Consider the following 15,440-nt stretch of genomic DNA (forward strand, 5'->3'; position numbering starts at 1 on the left):
GGAACGCAGGCATAAAAAATGGGACGCGAACGTCCCAAAGAAAGACAAAGGGTTCTGCCCCCTCCAAAAAACAGAACCCTTATCTTTACCGAAGCATCAAAGCCTCTGTAAATGCACGGATTATTATACCACCCCTCTTCACGAAATCACAACATATATTTTCGGCGAACAACGAGCGGGGAGCTGAGCTGGGGCGACGATGCCGACGAGTTCGTATTCGGCTCGGTGCGACCGAGATCAACCTTTCGTCAGACGCAGGATGTCCTCGCGCGAGGAGACGTCGAGCTTGCGATAGATGTTGTGGATGTGGGTGCGCACCGTGTTCGGCGAGATGAACAGCACGTCGGAGATGTAGGCGCCGCTGTGGCCTTCGGCGAGGTAGGCGAGGATTTCCTGCTCGCGCGCCGTGAGGTTGTGCGCGTCCGCCAGCTGGGCGCAGCGGTCGGGCGAGCTTGCGGGCGTCGCCTCGTCCTCGGCGTGCTCGGCGGCGCGTTGTTCGTCGTGCGCATCGCGGGTGCGGCGCACGTACGACGAGAGCACCATGACGAACGCGTACAGCGTGGTGGTGACCGTCACCGCCACATGGACGAGGTCGTCGTCGAGCGCGCTTGCGAAGCTCTGGCCGGCGAAGGAGGCTGCGCAGAACAGCAGCACGGCGGTGGAGAACACGAGGTCGGCCGAGAACTCGCCCGCGTTCGCGATGGCGCATAGCGTGGCCAGCGTGAGGATAGCCGCCAGCGCGTACAGCGCGTAGGTCAGAAACGACACGAGCCCCGAACCGCTGCCCACCGATGCCGAGATGCTGGTGGCCGCCAGCAGCACCATGGCCATGAGCGGCAGGAACGTCTGGTGCATGCCGCCTCGCAGCGCGAAGCGCTTTTTGCGCAGGGTCGTGTACGCCAGCAGCGCCGCGGCATCGAGCGCGAGCGCGGCCAGGTAGGCGTCCTGGCTCTCGTTGAACGCGGTGCGCATGACGGCCATCGCGAACGCGAACACGAGCAGCCCCAGCCCGGGCGCGACGATCACGTCGGCCAGCGAGGCCAGGGTGGCGCCCGTCGTGCGGCCCTCGGCTCGTTCGGGGGTGGTCTGCACGGTGCCGTCCGCCGTTCCCGAGAACGCGAGAGGGACGATGACGGCCGCGATGGAGCTGAGCACGAACAGCACCGTCACGCCTGGCAGGGGCAGCACGGCGTACAGAAAGCAGATCCCGGCCGATAGCATGCTGGCAAGGGAAACGGCGACGAGCGCGCGCTTGATTTTGAAACGCGCGCATATGCGCCCCCACGTGAGCGCCAAGCACACGTCGCCGAGGGCGGCGGCCACGGCAAGCGCGATGAGCAGCGCCGTACCCAAGCTGCCGAACCAGGAGAAGTACGCGAACGCGAGCGCGCAGCACAGGTACAGCATGCCGCCCCCGGCGCCCAGCAGCATGGACGGCAGGCGCTTTCCCGCCAGCGACAAGCCGAGGAACAGCGCGCCGAACAGCGTGGCCGCCAACAGGGTGGTTTCGGCGAAGGTGCCCACGAACAGCAACGTATGCTCGAAGCGCAGAAACGAGATGACCGTTCCCGAATAGATGAGCAGCGTGGAGAACAGGCAGGCGACGCCCACGATGAGCGCTGTCATAGCGGGTAGGGAAAGCCCTTCGCCCGCCCGCCCGCGTTCGAGCTTGCCCGTTGTTTCGCGTTGCGTCTCGATAGCCGCCTCCTTCCCTCGCCGTGCGTCGCATTATAGCATCCGCGCATCTCACCTGCGCAAACAATCGGCGTTGAGGCGTCTACGTAAAACCGTTGAGAAGCATTCGCCATCTGCGGAAACGCAAATCAACGTTTTTTCGGATGGAAGCGTGCGTCGGTTCGGGCAAAGATGGGGTCGCAGGGTACGAAGCACAACGCAAAGGAGATGGGGAACATGGAACTTTCTCGCAGGAACTTCTTGGTGGGTGCCGCCAGCGCCGGCGTCCTCGGCGCGATGGCCGGGCTGACCGGATGCGCGCCGCAGGCGTCGTCCGCGTCGGCCAAGAGCGGCGACGTGTCGTCCGCCGACGCGGCGGTCGCGCGTCCGACCTATTACATGTGCGACGAGGATTGGCTGGGAAGCGCGCCCGAGATCGCCGACGCCGACATCAAAGAGACGAAAAGCTTCGACGTCGTGGTGGTGGGCGGCGGCCACGCCGGCACGCAGGCGGCGCTTGCAGCGGCGCAGGAAGGCGCGAAGGTCGCCGTCATCGAGAAGCACAACGACGGCGAGATCGTCTACCGCGGCGACGACATCTGCTCGTACAACTCCAAGATGCTGGAGGCGTGGGGCTTCGGCCCGTACGACCTCGACGAGATCGTCAACGAGTACGTGCGCCGCGCCAACGGCCGCTGCAACACCGAGGTTATCCGCTCGTTCGTGTACAACTCCGGCGAGATGATGGACAACCTGGCCTCGCTGATCCCCGACACATCGGACGTGTTCGACTACGAGGGCGGCCAGTGCATCGTGCAGATCGCCTACGACAAGCCCAGCGGCGCCGATTACCCCGTGGAAGTTTCGGGCTACAAGATGTGGGCGTCCACGGTGCAGACGGTGGGCACGAAGAACGAGCAGCCCGTGGGCAAGAAGCAGAAGACGGGCATCTCGCGTCTGGCCGAAATCGAGGAATACTGCCGCGACGCGGCCGAGGACCTGGGCGCCGAATGGTTCTGCGGGCAGACCGCGGCGCGCTGCGTGCAGGATGCCGACGGCGCTGTTAAGGGCATCATCGCCGAGGACGCCGACGGTAACTACGTGAAGTTCGAGGCGGCCAAGGGCGTCATCCTGGCCACGGGTGACTTCGGCGGCAACACCGACATGGTGTGGGAGCTGTGCTCCGAATGCGCCGAGAACGCCGAGCGCCACGGCGTGGACCGCGCCGAGCTCATGGGCATGACCGACTGCGACGGATCCGGCCATAAGATCGGGTGCTGGGCGGGCGGCGCCATCGAGAGCCATCCCCGCCCGGTTGCGGGCGACGCGCCCTCCATCTCGTTCGGCCCTTGGGGCTCCACGCCGTGTCTGTGGATGAACTGCAACGGCCAGCGCTTCATGAACGAATCGTTCGCGGGCCTCGTGCTGGCGCAGTCGTGCCGCCAGCCTATCAACCCGGAGGCCAAGATGGTGGGCAACTTCGCCATCATGGACAGCAAGTACATGAGCTACATCCAGGCGGGCGGCCTCGATCACGGCGCTCCCAACTGGGGCTTCCCCGAGGGCATCGAGGAGTTCCAGGCGCAGATGGAGGCGGCGGATCCCGCTGCCGGCACGGTGGAAGTGCGCGGTTTGGAGATCGCGAACCGCACGAGCCCGTTCGTGAACGAGATATTCGTGGGAGCCACGCTCGAAGACGCGCTGAAGAACGCCGGTCTCGAAGGCAAGGCGCTCGAGAACGCCAAGACCAGCGTCGAGCGCTACAACGAGCTGTGCGCCGCGGGCAAGGACACCGACTTCGGCAAGCCCGAGAACCTGCTGATCCCCATCGACGAAGGTCCGTTCTTCATTGCCACGCAGGGTACGAACAGGTTGTACGGCCCTGGCCTGAACACTCTGGCGGGTCTGTGCGTGAACGGCGATTACCAGGTGCTGACCGCTTCGAAGAGCGAGGTGATTAAGGGTCTGTACGCCGTGGGCAACACGATGGGCGAGCGCTACGGCAACGCCTACAACTGCCCCTCGGCCGGCAACAACATGGGCAACGCCATGACCAGCGGCCGCGTGGCCGGCAAGCACGCCGCGACCGCGTAGCTCTTCAACCTGCCATACCCTCCCTCCCTCGGAAGCCGCGCCTTTTGGCGCGGCTTCCGGCGTGCGGGGGAGCGCGCCCCGGCTCTCCTTCCCGGTGCGGGCGGCGCTTCGTGCTATACTGTGCGCCGAACGAACGGGGGAGCGCATGGTCAACATACCGAGCCCCGCCCTGGCTATCGTCGGGCGGCATAATTCAGGCAAGACGACGCTCATCGAGCAGCTCATCGCCGAGCTGGTGCGACGCGGGCGCGACGTGGGCAGCGTGAAGCATCACAGCCACGTGGGTTTCGACATCGACTATCCCGGGAAGGATTCGTACCGCCACCGCGCCGCTGGCGCGCGCGAGACGGTGATCGCCGCGCCCGGGCAGATCGCCCGCATCAAGTCCGTGGAAGGCGAGATCGAGTGCTCGGACATCGTGCGCAGCATGCCCGGCCACGACATCGTGGTGGTGGAGGGGTACCGCAAAAGCGGGCTGCCCACCATCGAGATCATGCGCTCGGGCAACGACGCCGACGCGCGGGTGGCCGACGTGTTCGCCGAGGGAGCGCGTTGCGGCTGGCCGCTGGGAACCGACTTCACCCAGTTCACCCGCGGCACCGTGCCTCCGGCCGACGACGATGCGGCGCGCGAGGAGCTGAGCCGTGCCGCGCAGCGGGTCGAGAGGGCTTCAGGAGACCATTTCAAGACGCAGCATCCCGACTACGCCGACATATCGAACAAGCTGCCGACGTCGGACACGGTGGCCGTCGTCACCGACATCGAGGAGGCGCGCCATGCCGCCGAGCTGTACCACGTGCCGGCGTTCGCGCTCGACGACATTGCCGGCCTCGCCGACTTCGTGGAGCAGCGTTTCGTGCGGCCGCGCGTGACCATGGTCATCCAGGCGGGCGGCGAGAGCAGGCGCATGGGGCAGAGCAAGGCGACCGTGCCGTTCGCGGGCCGGCCGCTGATCTGCCGGCTGGTGGAGCGTCTGGGCCCGGTTGCCGACGACCTCGTGATCACCACGAACGAGCCGGAGCGCCTGGACTTCCTGCACGCTGAGTTCCCGCAGTATCGCATCCAGCTGGTGCGCGACGCGTTCAACGTGCGCGGGGCGCTGCCGGGTCTGTACACGGCGCTGGAGGCTGCGCGCAACCCGTATGTGGCCGTGGTTGCCTGCGACATGGTGTTCGCTTCCCCGTCGCTCGTGGTGGCCGAGGCGCTGGCCATGAACGAGACGGGCGCCGACGTGGTGGTGCCGGTGAACAAGCACGGGTTCGAGCCGTTCCATGCGATGTACCGCCGCGCGGGCTGCCTGCCGGCCGTGAGCGCCGCGCTCGACCGCGGCGAGAAGCGCGCCCAAGGGTTCTTCGCGGACGTAGAGGTGTGCGAGTTCCCGCAGGAGCGCGTGCTGGAGGCCGAGCCCATGGGCGGCTGCTTCATCAACGCGAACACGCCCGAGGAGCTACGCGCCATCGAGGAGACGTTTCTCGAGAAGTAGCGGAAGACGAGACGAGGAATTGGCATGCCGAACCTGGTAGACATCGTGGAAGTGGCCGAGGCGCTGGAGTCGAAGGCCGTGTACCTGGCGAGCGATCGCTGCGTGGTGGTGCGCAACCGCCATGCGTCGTGCGCGAAATGCGCGGACGCCTGTCCGACGGGCTCGGTGTTCGCGGCCAACAACGTGTTGGAGCTTGACGGCGAGGGATGCGTGGCGTGCGGCGCCTGCACCACGGTATGCCCGGTGGAGGCGCTCATCCCGTTGCGCCCGCTGGACGAGGACCTCGCCTCCAGCGTGGCGTCCGCCGTGGCGGCAACCGGCGGGAAGGCCGTGTTCGCATGCGCGCGCATAGCGTCGAAGCGCCTGGCCGACCCGGCGAAGTACGCCGAAGTGCCCTGTCTCGCGCGCATGGAGGAAAGCGTGCTGCTGGGTCTTGCGGCGCGCGGCGTGGAGGATATCGTGCTGGTGGACGGCACGTGCGCCACGTGCAAGTTCCGCTCGAACGTGCCGGGCATCGACGCCACGGTGGCTTCGGCGAACGAGCTCATGGCCGCGCAGGGCTCGGACGTCTGCGTGCGGCGCGCGTCGGCGTTTCCCGACGAGGTGCTGCTCGAAGACAAGCGCACGCTGCTGGGCGAGTCGCGCCGCGGCTTCTTCACCAGCGCGCGCACGCGGGCGAAGGACGCCGCGGGCAAGACGGCCGAGGTGATGGTGTTCAAGAACGACAACGCCGCGCCGTCGCTGCGCGAGCGGCTGCGCATGTCCGACGCTGGCACGCTGCCGCAGTTCAACCCGCAGCGACGCATGCTGGTGCTGGATGCGATGGACCGGTTGGGCGCGCCGACGGTTCCCGAGATCGACACGCGGCTGTTCGGCTCGGTATCCATCGACACGCAGGCGTGCAGCTCGTGCAACATGTGCACGGTGTTCTGCCCGACGGGCGCGCTGCGCAAAAGCGAGCTGGTGCCTGAGGAGGGGGAGGGCAGCTTCCTGGAGTTCTCGGCGGCCGACTGCGTGCAGTGCAACCTGTGCGCCGACGCGTGCTTGAAGAGCTGCCTGACGGTGAGCTCGACGGTGTCCACCGAGGAGCTGTTCGACTTCGAACCGCGGCTGATCCATCTGCCGAACCCGCCCGCGCGGCCCGGAATATTGTCGAGCTTGAGGCGATAGCGGTCGGAAGGGCTCATCATCGGCTCAAAGACACGGAATTCGGCTCGGAAGCGTGTTTTCGGGCCGATGATTCGCCCTCGCCTGCTCTCTACGGGTTTTTCGGCTCGATTTCTCAACTGTATCTTTCTTTTGTACAAAAGTTACTGTATAAAGAAGTGAAACAGTTGATTTGTCGTAGACGGAGCAGCATCATGAACAGCGATTTCATTGTTGCGGTGCACGCGCTGGTGTATCTGAACCATAAGGCGGACATCGTTTCCAGCGAGGCTTTGGCCAAGAATATCTGTACGAACGCGGCGCGTGTGCGCAAGGTGATGGCTCCGCTCAAGCGCGCCGGGTTCGTGACCACGCGCGAAGGCAACGTGGGCGGCTACCGTTTTGCAGGGGACGCTTCGGCGGTCGACCTGCACATGGTGGCCGATGCGCTCAACATCAGATTTGTGCAATCCGGTTGGCATAGCGGCGATATGGACATGAAATGCCTTGTGGCATCCGGTATGGCGGGCATCATGGACGACATATTCCTCGATTTAGACGAGCGTTGCCGTGAACGGCTTGCGCAGATATCGATCGCCGACATCGACGACCGCATATTCGGCTCCGACGGCGTCGTGCCTTTCGATGGTCGGCCGGCATCGTCCGGCGCAGAGGGCTAGGAGGAGATCATGGGCTTCTCCCTCGAAACAAGCATTCCCGTGCTCACCGTGTTCGTGCAAGGCCTGCTGAGCTTCTTCTCGCCGTGCGTGCTGCCTCTGATTCCTCTGTACGTGGGCTATCTGGCAGGCGGCGCGGCGAAGACGAACGATGACGGAACCGTCGAGTACCCGCGTAAGAAGGTGTTCGTGAACACGCTGTTCTTCGTCGTGGGCGTGAGCTTCGCGTTCTTCCTGTTAGGCTTCGGGTTCACTGCGCTCGGCCAGTTCTTCACCGGAAACCAGCGCGTGTTCTCGATCGTCGCCGGCGTCATCATGGCGGCGTTCGGCCTGTACATGCTGGGCGCGTTCGGCAAGACGAAGGCGGTGGAGAAGGAGCGTCGTCTGCCGTTTCGGCTGAATAGGTTCGCGATGAACCCGCTGGTGGCGCTGGTGCTGGGCTTCACGTTCAGCTTCGCGTGGACGCCGTGCGTGGGTCCGGTGCTGGCCAGCGTGCTGCTGATGGCGTCGTCGAGCGCTTCGGCCGCGGCAGGCTTCGGGCTGGTGGCCGTGTACACGATCGGCTTCGTGCTGCCGTTTTTGGCGGTGGGTCTGTTCACGGGCGAGGTGCTGCGCTTTTTCCGTACGCACGGCAACGTGGTGAAGTATACGGTGAAGGTGGGCGGCGCGCTGCTCATCGTCATGGGCGTGATGACCGCGACCGGGTGGATGAACGGCGTGACCAGCTATCTGTCGTCGTTCGGCGGCGCGCCCGCTGCGCAGGAGCAGCCGGCCGACCAGGGCGCGGATGAGGCGAAGGGCGACGGGGCGAACGGCGGTTCGTCCGATGCTTCCGATGCGGGCAAGGACGCCGGCTCGGGCGATGGCGCTGCGAGCAAGGCCGATGCGCAGGCGGCGCCGCTGGCCGACCTCAAGCTGGTCGACCAGAACGGCGAGGAGCACTCGCTGGACGAGTACCGCGGCAAGACGGTGTTCCTCAACTTCTGGGCCACCTGGTGCGGGCCGTGCCAGCGCGAGATCCCCGACATCGAGAAGCTGTACCGGGATCGTGGCGAGAACGAGGGCGACCTCGTGGTGCTGGGCGTGGCGAATCCGAAAACCGACAGCCGTCCCAACAACAGCGACGTGTCCGAAGCGGACGTGAAGGCGTTCATCGACGAGCGGGGCATTGCGTATCCCGTGCTCATGGACACGACGGGCGAGATGTTCAGCGGCTACCGCATCAGGTCGTTCCCCACGACGTTCATGATCGACAAGGACGGCAACATCTTCGGCTATATCAGCGGCATGCTGACCCCCGACATGATGGACAGCATCGTCGAGCAAACCATGTCCGGTGTGAGGAAGTAGCGCTACGCCGCCCGCCCGCCGCTTCGCGCGGCGCCTCCGTAACGCGGATGTTTCACGTGAAACATCTGTTCGTAAAAGGGATCCTGCGGGATCCCTTTTCGCGCTCTGCTGCTCGACGCGGCGTATTCGCAAGCTCTTACTTTACAACGTAAATAAAACACGTTACCATTCACTTTACGTTGTAAAGAAAAACGAACAAGGAGGGACTATGGGAGAGTACGACGTATCTCGTCGCTCGTTCCTGAAGGGGATCGGCTTGGCGGGCCTTTCAGCTGGCGCGCTGGGGACGTTGGGCGCGACAGGCATCGCCTTCGCCGACGATGCGCCCGCCGTAGAAGCCGGGGACGCATATAGGCAGCTTGCGTGCGACACGGCGCTCGTGCCGGTGAAGAAGGCGGCCTGCCCTGGGCCGCGCGGGCCGGTCGGCTTCGAAGACCGCGACATCGCCGCGAGCGACATCGCTTCGACCGAGGATTGCGACATCGTGGTGGTGGGCGCGGGTATCGCCGGGCTCATGGCCAGCCTCAAGGCAGCCGAAGAGGGCGCGAAAGTCATCTGCATCGAGAAGATGACGAAGGGCCGCGGCTGCTTCGAGTGCTTCGGCGCCGTGGGGGCGAAGTGCCAGGAGGGCACCGAGATCGACAAGGTGGCGCTGTTGGACGAGATGTACCGCAGCGCGTACTGGCGCGTGCGCCCCGAACCCATACGCACCTACGTCGACCGTTCGGGCGAGGCTACCGATTTCTGGCAGGCCGAACTCGACAAGGGACAGAACGGCTTCGTCATCTCGAAGGTGGAGCAGGCTCCCTCCACCTGCGGCATGCCGGCGCTGACCCCGCTCATCGACACGGAGCTGGGCTTCTACGACAGCCCCTCGCTGCCGCCCGACGCCGGAGTGCGCTCCGGCTATTCGGGCATCTACGTGTGCCTCGAGATGCAAGAGGTGGCGAAGGCCTACGACAACCTCGACCTGCGCTTCAGCACGCCGGGCGTGCAGCTGGTGCGCGACGGTTCGGGACGCGTGGGCGGCGTCATCGCCAAGAGCGGCGACGAGTACGTGCAGATCAACGCCGGAAAAGGCGTGATCCTGGCCACGGGCGGCTACGATGCGAACCCTGAGCTCATGGAAGCGTGGACGCGTCCGGAGGATTATGCCTCGTCGAGTTGGTGGAACCCCGGTTGGGGCACCACGGGCGACGGGCATCTCATGGGCATCAAAGCAGGCGCGCAGATGGATCCGTGCCCTCAGCCGGTGATGAACTTCCGCTGGGGCAATCCCGATTCGTTCTACGACGCGCGCACGTGGAACGCCGTGTACTTCGCCCTCATGGTGAACGGCGACGGCAAGCGCTTCGTGCGCGAGGATCTGCCCTTCCAAAGCGTGTCGAACGCGCAGAACGCCCAGCCCGACTTCGGGAAGAGCTGCTGGCAGGTGTTCGACGATACCATGTTCGAGGGCATGGAGGACGCGGTTGAGGAGTTCAAGCAGAAGGGCTGGCTGTTCGAGGGATCAACGCCCGAAGAGCTGGCCGCCGCCTGCGGCGTCGACCCGCAGGGCCTCGCCGACACCATCGCGCGGTACAACGGGTTCTTCGAGGCCGGCGTGGACGAGGACTTCGGACGCGACCTGGCGGGAACCATCCCGTTCACGGGCACGCGCTTCTTCGCGCTGACCACGAACAGCTGCGTGCTCGCCACGGTGGGCGGGCTCACCATCGACGGTTCGTGCCGCGTGCTCGATACCGACGACCGGGTGATCGAGGGGCTGTACGCCGTGGGCAACGCGTCGGGCAACTTCTTCGCCGGCAACTACCCCCGTCATATCCCTGGAACGTCCATCGGACGCGCCGTCACGTTCGGCTACGTTGCCGCCGAGCATGCGGTGAAAGGAGCGTAAAGCCATGTTGAACGTCAAACGATCCACGGTAGGCGCGTTGTCGACGGTTGCGCTTGTCCTTTGCCTGACCTTGGGGTTGGCGGCATGTGCGCCGCAGACATCAGAACCCGGCGCCGATGCGGACGGCTCGTCGGCCAAGACGACGCAGACCGCTGCCGGCGACGGCACCGGTGCGTATGTGTCCGACGAGCAGTGCTTGAGCTGCCATGGAGGCTCGTACGAGGCGCTGGCCGAGACCACTTCGTCCTACGAGCAGAGCAACCCGCACGACCCCCTCCACGGAGGGTACAACTCCTGCGTGAACTGCCATGCGCGCGACAAGGAGATCACCGACAACCAGTGCATGCACTGCCACGATTGGCCGCATAATCCCGCGGCGTAACGCCGATCGGCCTGTTCGGAAGAGGAGCCGGAGCGAGCGCGCTTCGGCTCCTCTTGGTTTTCGCATGCGAAGGAGGCGGGAGGGCTCGCGGCCGGGCATGCTCATGCTATGCTGGGCGAAACGAGGTGCTGGCAGGAGGGACGCGGCGTGGATGCGGAAACCGAAAAGAAGCGGAAGAGCGGGCTGACCCGGGACGTCATCGTGGATACCGCGTATCGCATGATCGATCGCGACGGCATGGGCGCATTCACGATGCGTGCCCTCGGCGCGGAGCTGGGCGTGTCGGCCATGGCGTTCTACGCGCACTTTTCCTCGCGCGAGGAGGTGCTGGTGGCGGTGCTCACGCGCTTCATGGAAACGCTCGACACCGATCCGGTGCCGGGAGAGCGGTGGGACGACACGCTGCGGCGCACGATGACGTCCATCCATCGGGAGTACTGCGCGCATCCGCACATGAACGATATCGACCTCGATCCGAACATCTCCTACGCGGGTTTGGCGGCCCACACCGAGAAGATCGTGTCGCTGCATCTCGACCAGGGTATGCCCGAGCCCGTGCTCACGAAGGCGTGGGCCATGGTGGACGCCTTTCTCACCGGGTTCAACGGAAGCGCGATCGCCGCCCAGAAGCGACGGCTGGCAGACGAGGCGGCGGGTGGCGCGACGCGCGACATGCCCGTGTGGCAGCGCATCGTGGATTCGGCGTACTCGGAAGAGTCGTTCGCGAACGGCGTGGAGATGATCATCATGGGCGTGCGTGGCTTGGCGGCACCCGACCCGTGCGAGTGGCATACCCCGAAATAATGCCGCGCCCCGGGGAGGTCGGGGCGCGGGTAGGATGCTGCGCGCGGGAGGGGAGGGCGCGCAGCTTATGAGGGGAACGCGTTACTTGGCGGCCACGAGCTTGACCACGTGCAGGGCCTCGGTCATCGTGCGGCCGCAGGCGACGCCGTGCATCTGGTCGGGGTAGTTGCCGCTGAAGAGCGACCCCGAGCAGTCGCCGGCGCAGTACAGGCCCTCGATGGGCTCGAAGTCGGTGTTGAGCGCCTGGCAGTCGGCGTTGATGCGGATGCCGTCGATGGTGGTGAGCAGCGTGCCGCCCAGCGTGGCGCCGAAGAACGGCGGGGTGCGCAGCTCGGAGAGGCGGTAGGGCTCCTTGCCGAAGTCGACGTCTTCCTGGTTGTCGTACAGCTCGTTGTAGCGCTCGCAGGTGGCGAGGAACGTCTTCTTGGCGTCGGCGTCGAAGCCAAGCTTGTCGGCAAGCTCGTCGAGCGTGTCGGCCTTCTGCAGGCGACCGTCGGCCAGCTCCTTCTCGAAGTACTTGTCCAGGTCGTACGTGCCGTCTCCCTTCTTCACGCCCAGCACGCCCATGCGGGTGCCGGCCGAGCAGCCGAGGGTGTGGAAGCGCTGCACGTCGTCGCCGAAGTTGCCGTCCCAGACGCTGATGTACACGCCGCCGGGCTGCTGCGCGGCCGCATGGGGCAGGTAGTCGTAGTCGGCGGACTCGAGGGCGAAGCGCTCGCCGCGCAGGTTCACCTTGAGGAAGGGCTGCGTGCCGGGGTTGAACTGGCCGTTGCCCGGCCACTGCGGATTGCCGGCCTTGACGGACTCCTCGGTGTAGCCCGCGGTGGTGCCGGGCGCGACGAGGCCGCGGTCGAAGATCATCGTGGCGCTGGTGATGTCCTTCACCGCACCCGCCCACAGCGCCGCCTTGATGCCGTCGCCCGTGTTGTTCTGGTTGTAGCCCAGCGCGGTCACCGACGCGGTGGTGATGGGGGACAGCGACGAGAGCATGGCCGGGTTCGCGGAGTACCCGCCCGTGGTCAGCAGCACGCCCTTCTTGGCGTTGATCTGCGTGTAGCCGTTGTCGGTCTTGAAGATGGCGCCGGTTACCTTGCCGGAATCCTCGGTGACCAGCTTTACCAGCTCATGGTTGTAGGAGATCTCGTAGCCGTTGTCGTTCATGACCTTCTCGAACAGCTCGTTGCGCACGGGGACGCCGTCGCGGCCGCCCTCGGCGTTGCCGTAGTGGTGCTCGCCGCAGGGGGTGTAGAAGGGGGTGGCGCCCATGCCGCCCGGCATCTCGAACTCGTCGGCGATGACCACGGCGCCGGCTTCGCTCATGAACTTGTCGACGTACTCGAACATGTCGTTGCTCTCGTTCATCCACATGTTGATGAGGTTGTGGTCGCACGTGCCGCTGGAATAGCGAGCCCACTCGCCGTGCAGGCGGGCGCGGTCGGTGTGGTAGCCCTGGTCGGTGAAGGGCTTGGTGTCGACGGCGTTGAACCAGTGGCGCGTGGCGCCCACCTCGGTGCCCTTCTCGCATAGGATGAAGTCCATCTTCTGGTCGGATGCGTACGCGCCGGCGATCATGCCGCCGTTGCCTGCGCCCACGATGAGCAGGTCGGTGTCCTTCGTCTCGGTGATGTCGCCGATCTCCGGCGGGGCGCCCAGCCAGTCGACCGTGATGGCGGCGCTGCCGTCGTCCACGGCCACCGCGTTGTTGTCGGCCACGCCCGTGGCTGCGCTGGCAGAGCTGGAAGCGCTCTCGGCTCCGGTTGTACCCGCGGCCTTGGGCGAGCAGCCGGCCAGGCCCATGGCGGCAAGCGCGCCGACGCCTGCGACGCCGCCCAGGAAGCTGCGGCGGGAGATGCCGCCTTCGTTCGTTACGTTCGTTCCCATGATGATCCTCCTAATGGTGCGATTTGTTTTGCGGCTCCGGATGAGGAGCCGCTTCCCTCGACGTGCACTCTACGGCGTTCGGCGAGGCTTGAAACCACCCCGTCGGGGGTGTTTCGGCTGGCGAAAGGCGAGTTGGCGCGCTCCCCCTGCGAGGGTGATTTGAGGGCGATAAGGCTGATGAACGTGGTGGATGCGGGGTGCCGTGATCGGATGGCGCAGGTTTCGCTTACAATGGGAGCAAGCGATGAGGGGGAGGGAGCCTTGCAAGCGATGGTGGAACGTATGCGCGATTCGAAGCACGGCGAAAGCGCGGCTATAGTGGTGTGCGTGATCGCCTTTGCGATCATGGGCTGTGTCGGCGGCATTCTGAACGCGAGCGTGTATTCTCGCGTGGCCGAATACTACGGCATCGCTCGGGAGATTTCCACGATGACGTCGGGCTTTCTGTTCTTGATCTTGTTTCTGATCGCCACGCGCAAGCCTTCGCTGCTCGATCGGCGCTTATTAACCGTGGTGGCGCTGGGCTGTGCGATCACGGCGGCGTTCGTGCTGGAGTTCGCTCTGCAGATGGCGAACGGTCCGCTGACGGTGGCGGGCTTCCTGTTCTACAACACGGCCTCCGCGTGGGCGTCGATCATGATGGTTTCCGCGTTCTCGTCGTTGCGTTCGTCGAAGGCGGTGCTTGCGGGGGTGGTGTGCGGCATGGCGTTGGGCGAAGTGGTGCGCGTGGCGCATCCTCCGGTCTCGTACGAGCTGGGCATCGTCGAGGCGACATGCTCGTACGCGCTGGTCATCGTAATGCTGTATCGCCGAGGCGGGCGGCAGCTGGACGCGATCGCGCGCGAAGCGTCCCCGGCCAGCCTCGAACTGTCCAATCCGGAATCGTTCTTGCGGCCTGCTCATGCGCTGTTTTTATGCGTAGGATTGTTCAGCGTTGCGACGGGTTACGGACTCACGCTCAACGAAGTGTCCCATGCTCCTATCAGCGTCGATGTTTCGGCGGTCGTGCTGGTGGGGGTGGCCGCATGGATGCTGCTGTCGCGCAGCGAGAGCAAGGAGGACATGTTGTTCTCGTTCGCGATGCTGTTGGTGGTGGCCGGCTTCATCATCGCGCCGTTCACGTTTTTGACGGATCTGCCCTCGGCGAATGCGCTTTTGCGCATCGGCGTGCGCAGCTTCGACATGCTGGTGTGGCTTGTGGTGTTGGCGGTGGGGCGGCAAAACCTGTTGGCTTTGTTGCCGACGTTCGCGCTTGTGCGTTTCATGAGCGCGGTTGGAACCGACGTGGGCGCGATTGCCGGGCATACCACGAACGATATCGTGGGCACGAATGACGATGCAGCCATGCTCATCGCCGAGGTCGTGCTGTTCGCGTTCGTCGCGTTTCTGTGGTTGGGATTCAGGAAGTTCAGTTTCGCCGACACGATCCGAGGCGTGGTGAACGTGGGCGAGCGCGAGGCTGGGTCGGCTGGGGCTGCTGCTGCCGAGGCAGTCGGCGAGGTGAGGTTTGGCGGCGCTGGTGAGACGGTGCGGCAGCTCAGCATCGAGGAGCGGTGCGCTGAGCTGGGTGCGCAGCACGGCTTGACCGAGCGCGAGACGGAGATCTTCGCCATGTTGGCCCGCGGGCGCAACGGGCAGTTCGTCATGGAACACTACGTGGTGTCGCGCAACACGGTGAAGAGCCATGTCAAACATATCTACGCGAAGTTGGATGTGCATTCCCAGCAGGAGTTGATCGACCTGGTGGAGCGCGCGGGGGAGTAGTGCGGGGTAACGCTGTACTGATAGTGGTACATGCTGCAAGCGTTGTGCGCCGTCGCGAAGAAGCCTGTACGTTGTTTACGGGGTCATGGTGACCCCGTAAGAATCAAGAGGTTAGCTAACCGCCCGATCAAGGTGTTGTCGGCAACATTGCTCGATAAGCGCGGTTATGGAAACCTAAGCGGGAGCATCGGGGTTTGTCATCCTGAGCGGAGCGACTCCTCGGGTTGTCATCCCGAGCGAGCGAAGCGAGTCGAAGGATCCCGCGCGGCGGCAGGAGCCAGATGCGCC

At 65.1% G+C, this 15,440-nt stretch carries 11 protein-coding genes; 9 read left to right on the forward strand and 2 right to left on the reverse strand.

The window, feature by feature from the left end:
- Positions 1-237 precede the first annotated feature (237 nt).
- Entirely contained in the window at positions 238-1,626 is a 1,389-nt protein-coding gene (locus GT613_RS06835) for a LuxR C-terminal-related transcriptional regulator (RefSeq protein WP_009609478.1), read from the reverse strand.
- A 285-nt stretch (positions 1,627-1,911) separates the two neighbouring features.
- Between GT613_RS06835 and GT613_RS06840 the strand changes: the two genes are divergently transcribed.
- The 8 genes from GT613_RS06840 (at position 1,912) to GT613_RS06875 (ending at position 11,507) form a co-directional block, all read left to right on the forward strand.
- A complete protein-coding gene (locus tag GT613_RS06840; protein WP_009609475.1) occupies positions 1,912-3,768 on the forward strand; it encodes an FAD-binding protein in 1,857 nt (618 codons plus the stop codon).
- Positions 3,769-3,913: 145 nt separating this feature from the next.
- Complete coding sequence (gene mobB, locus GT613_RS06845) at positions 3,914-5,251, forward strand: molybdopterin-guanine dinucleotide biosynthesis protein B (protein WP_009609488.1); 1,338 nt, start codon at positions 3,914-3,916, stop codon at positions 5,249-5,251.
- Between the two features lie 24 nt (positions 5,252-5,275).
- A complete protein-coding gene (locus GT613_RS06850) occupies positions 5,276-6,421 on the forward strand; it encodes a 4Fe-4S binding protein (protein WP_086414952.1) in 1,146 nt (381 codons plus the stop codon).
- Between the two features lie 191 nt (positions 6,422-6,612).
- On the forward strand, positions 6,613-7,077 hold the full coding sequence (locus GT613_RS06855; RefSeq protein ID WP_009305145.1) for an Rrf2 family transcriptional regulator: 465 nt from the start codon (positions 6,613-6,615) through the stop codon (positions 7,075-7,077).
- 9 nt (positions 7,078-7,086) lie between these two features.
- Entirely contained in the window at positions 7,087-8,424 is a 1,338-nt protein-coding gene (locus GT613_RS06860; protein WP_009609497.1) for a cytochrome c biogenesis protein CcdA, read from the forward strand.
- Positions 8,425-8,632: 208 nt separating this feature from the next.
- A complete protein-coding gene (locus GT613_RS06865) occupies positions 8,633-10,321 on the forward strand; it encodes an FAD-binding protein (RefSeq protein WP_009609479.1) in 1,689 nt (562 codons plus the stop codon).
- Positions 10,322-10,325: 4 nt separating this feature from the next.
- Positions 10,326-10,703 carry a cytochrome c3 family protein gene (locus GT613_RS06870; RefSeq protein ID WP_009609470.1) on the forward strand — a complete coding sequence of 126 codons (378 nt, stop codon included), beginning with the start codon at positions 10,326-10,328 and terminating at the stop codon, positions 10,701-10,703.
- A 147-nt stretch (positions 10,704-10,850) separates the two neighbouring features.
- On the forward strand, positions 10,851-11,507 hold the full coding sequence (locus GT613_RS06875) for a TetR/AcrR family transcriptional regulator (RefSeq protein ID WP_009609474.1): 657 nt from the start codon (positions 10,851-10,853) through the stop codon (positions 11,505-11,507).
- 81 nt (positions 11,508-11,588) lie between these two features.
- Here the strand turns inward: GT613_RS06875 and GT613_RS06880 are convergent, their stop codons facing one another.
- Entirely contained in the window at positions 11,589-13,388 is a 1,800-nt protein-coding gene (locus GT613_RS06880; protein ID WP_009609484.1) for an FAD-binding protein, read from the reverse strand.
- 282 nt (positions 13,389-13,670) lie between these two features.
- Between GT613_RS06880 and GT613_RS06885 the strand changes: the two genes are divergently transcribed.
- A complete protein-coding gene (locus GT613_RS06885) occupies positions 13,671-15,152 on the forward strand; it encodes a helix-turn-helix transcriptional regulator (RefSeq protein WP_229033313.1) in 1,482 nt (493 codons plus the stop codon).
- Positions 15,153-15,440 lie beyond the last annotated feature (288 nt).

It is taken from the genome of Eggerthella sp. BIOML-A4 (assembly GCF_009875575.1).
Taxonomy (GTDB): Bacteria; Actinomycetota; Coriobacteriia; order Coriobacteriales; family Eggerthellaceae; genus Eggerthella; species Eggerthella lenta.

Excerpts from the sequence above, each read along its gene's own strand:
- GT613_RS06835 (WP_009609478.1), bottom strand. The coding sequence starts at position 1,626 with ATGACAGCGCTCATCGTGGGCGTCGCCTGCCTGTTCTCCACGCTGCTC.
- GT613_RS06840 (WP_009609475.1), top strand. The coding sequence starts at position 1,912 with ATGGAACTTTCTCGCAGGAACTTCTTGGTGGGTGCCGCCAGCGCCGGC.
- mobB (WP_009609488.1), top strand. The coding sequence starts at position 3,914 with ATGGTCAACATACCGAGCCCCGCCCTGGCTATCGTCGGGCGGCATAAT.
- GT613_RS06850 (WP_086414952.1), top strand. The coding sequence starts at position 5,276 with ATGCCGAACCTGGTAGACATCGTGGAAGTGGCCGAGGCGCTGGAGTCG.
- GT613_RS06855 (WP_009305145.1), top strand. The coding sequence starts at position 6,613 with ATGAACAGCGATTTCATTGTTGCGGTGCACGCGCTGGTGTATCTGAAC.
- GT613_RS06860 (WP_009609497.1), top strand. The coding sequence starts at position 7,087 with ATGGGCTTCTCCCTCGAAACAAGCATTCCCGTGCTCACCGTGTTCGTG.
- GT613_RS06865 (WP_009609479.1), top strand. The coding sequence starts at position 8,633 with ATGGGAGAGTACGACGTATCTCGTCGCTCGTTCCTGAAGGGGATCGGC.
- GT613_RS06870 (WP_009609470.1), top strand. The coding sequence starts at position 10,326 with ATGTTGAACGTCAAACGATCCACGGTAGGCGCGTTGTCGACGGTTGCG.
- GT613_RS06880 (WP_009609484.1), bottom strand. The coding sequence starts at position 13,388 with ATGGGAACGAACGTAACGAACGAAGGCGGCATCTCCCGCCGCAGCTTC.
- GT613_RS06885 (WP_229033313.1), top strand. The coding sequence starts at position 13,671 with ATGCGCGATTCGAAGCACGGCGAAAGCGCGGCTATAGTGGTGTGCGTG.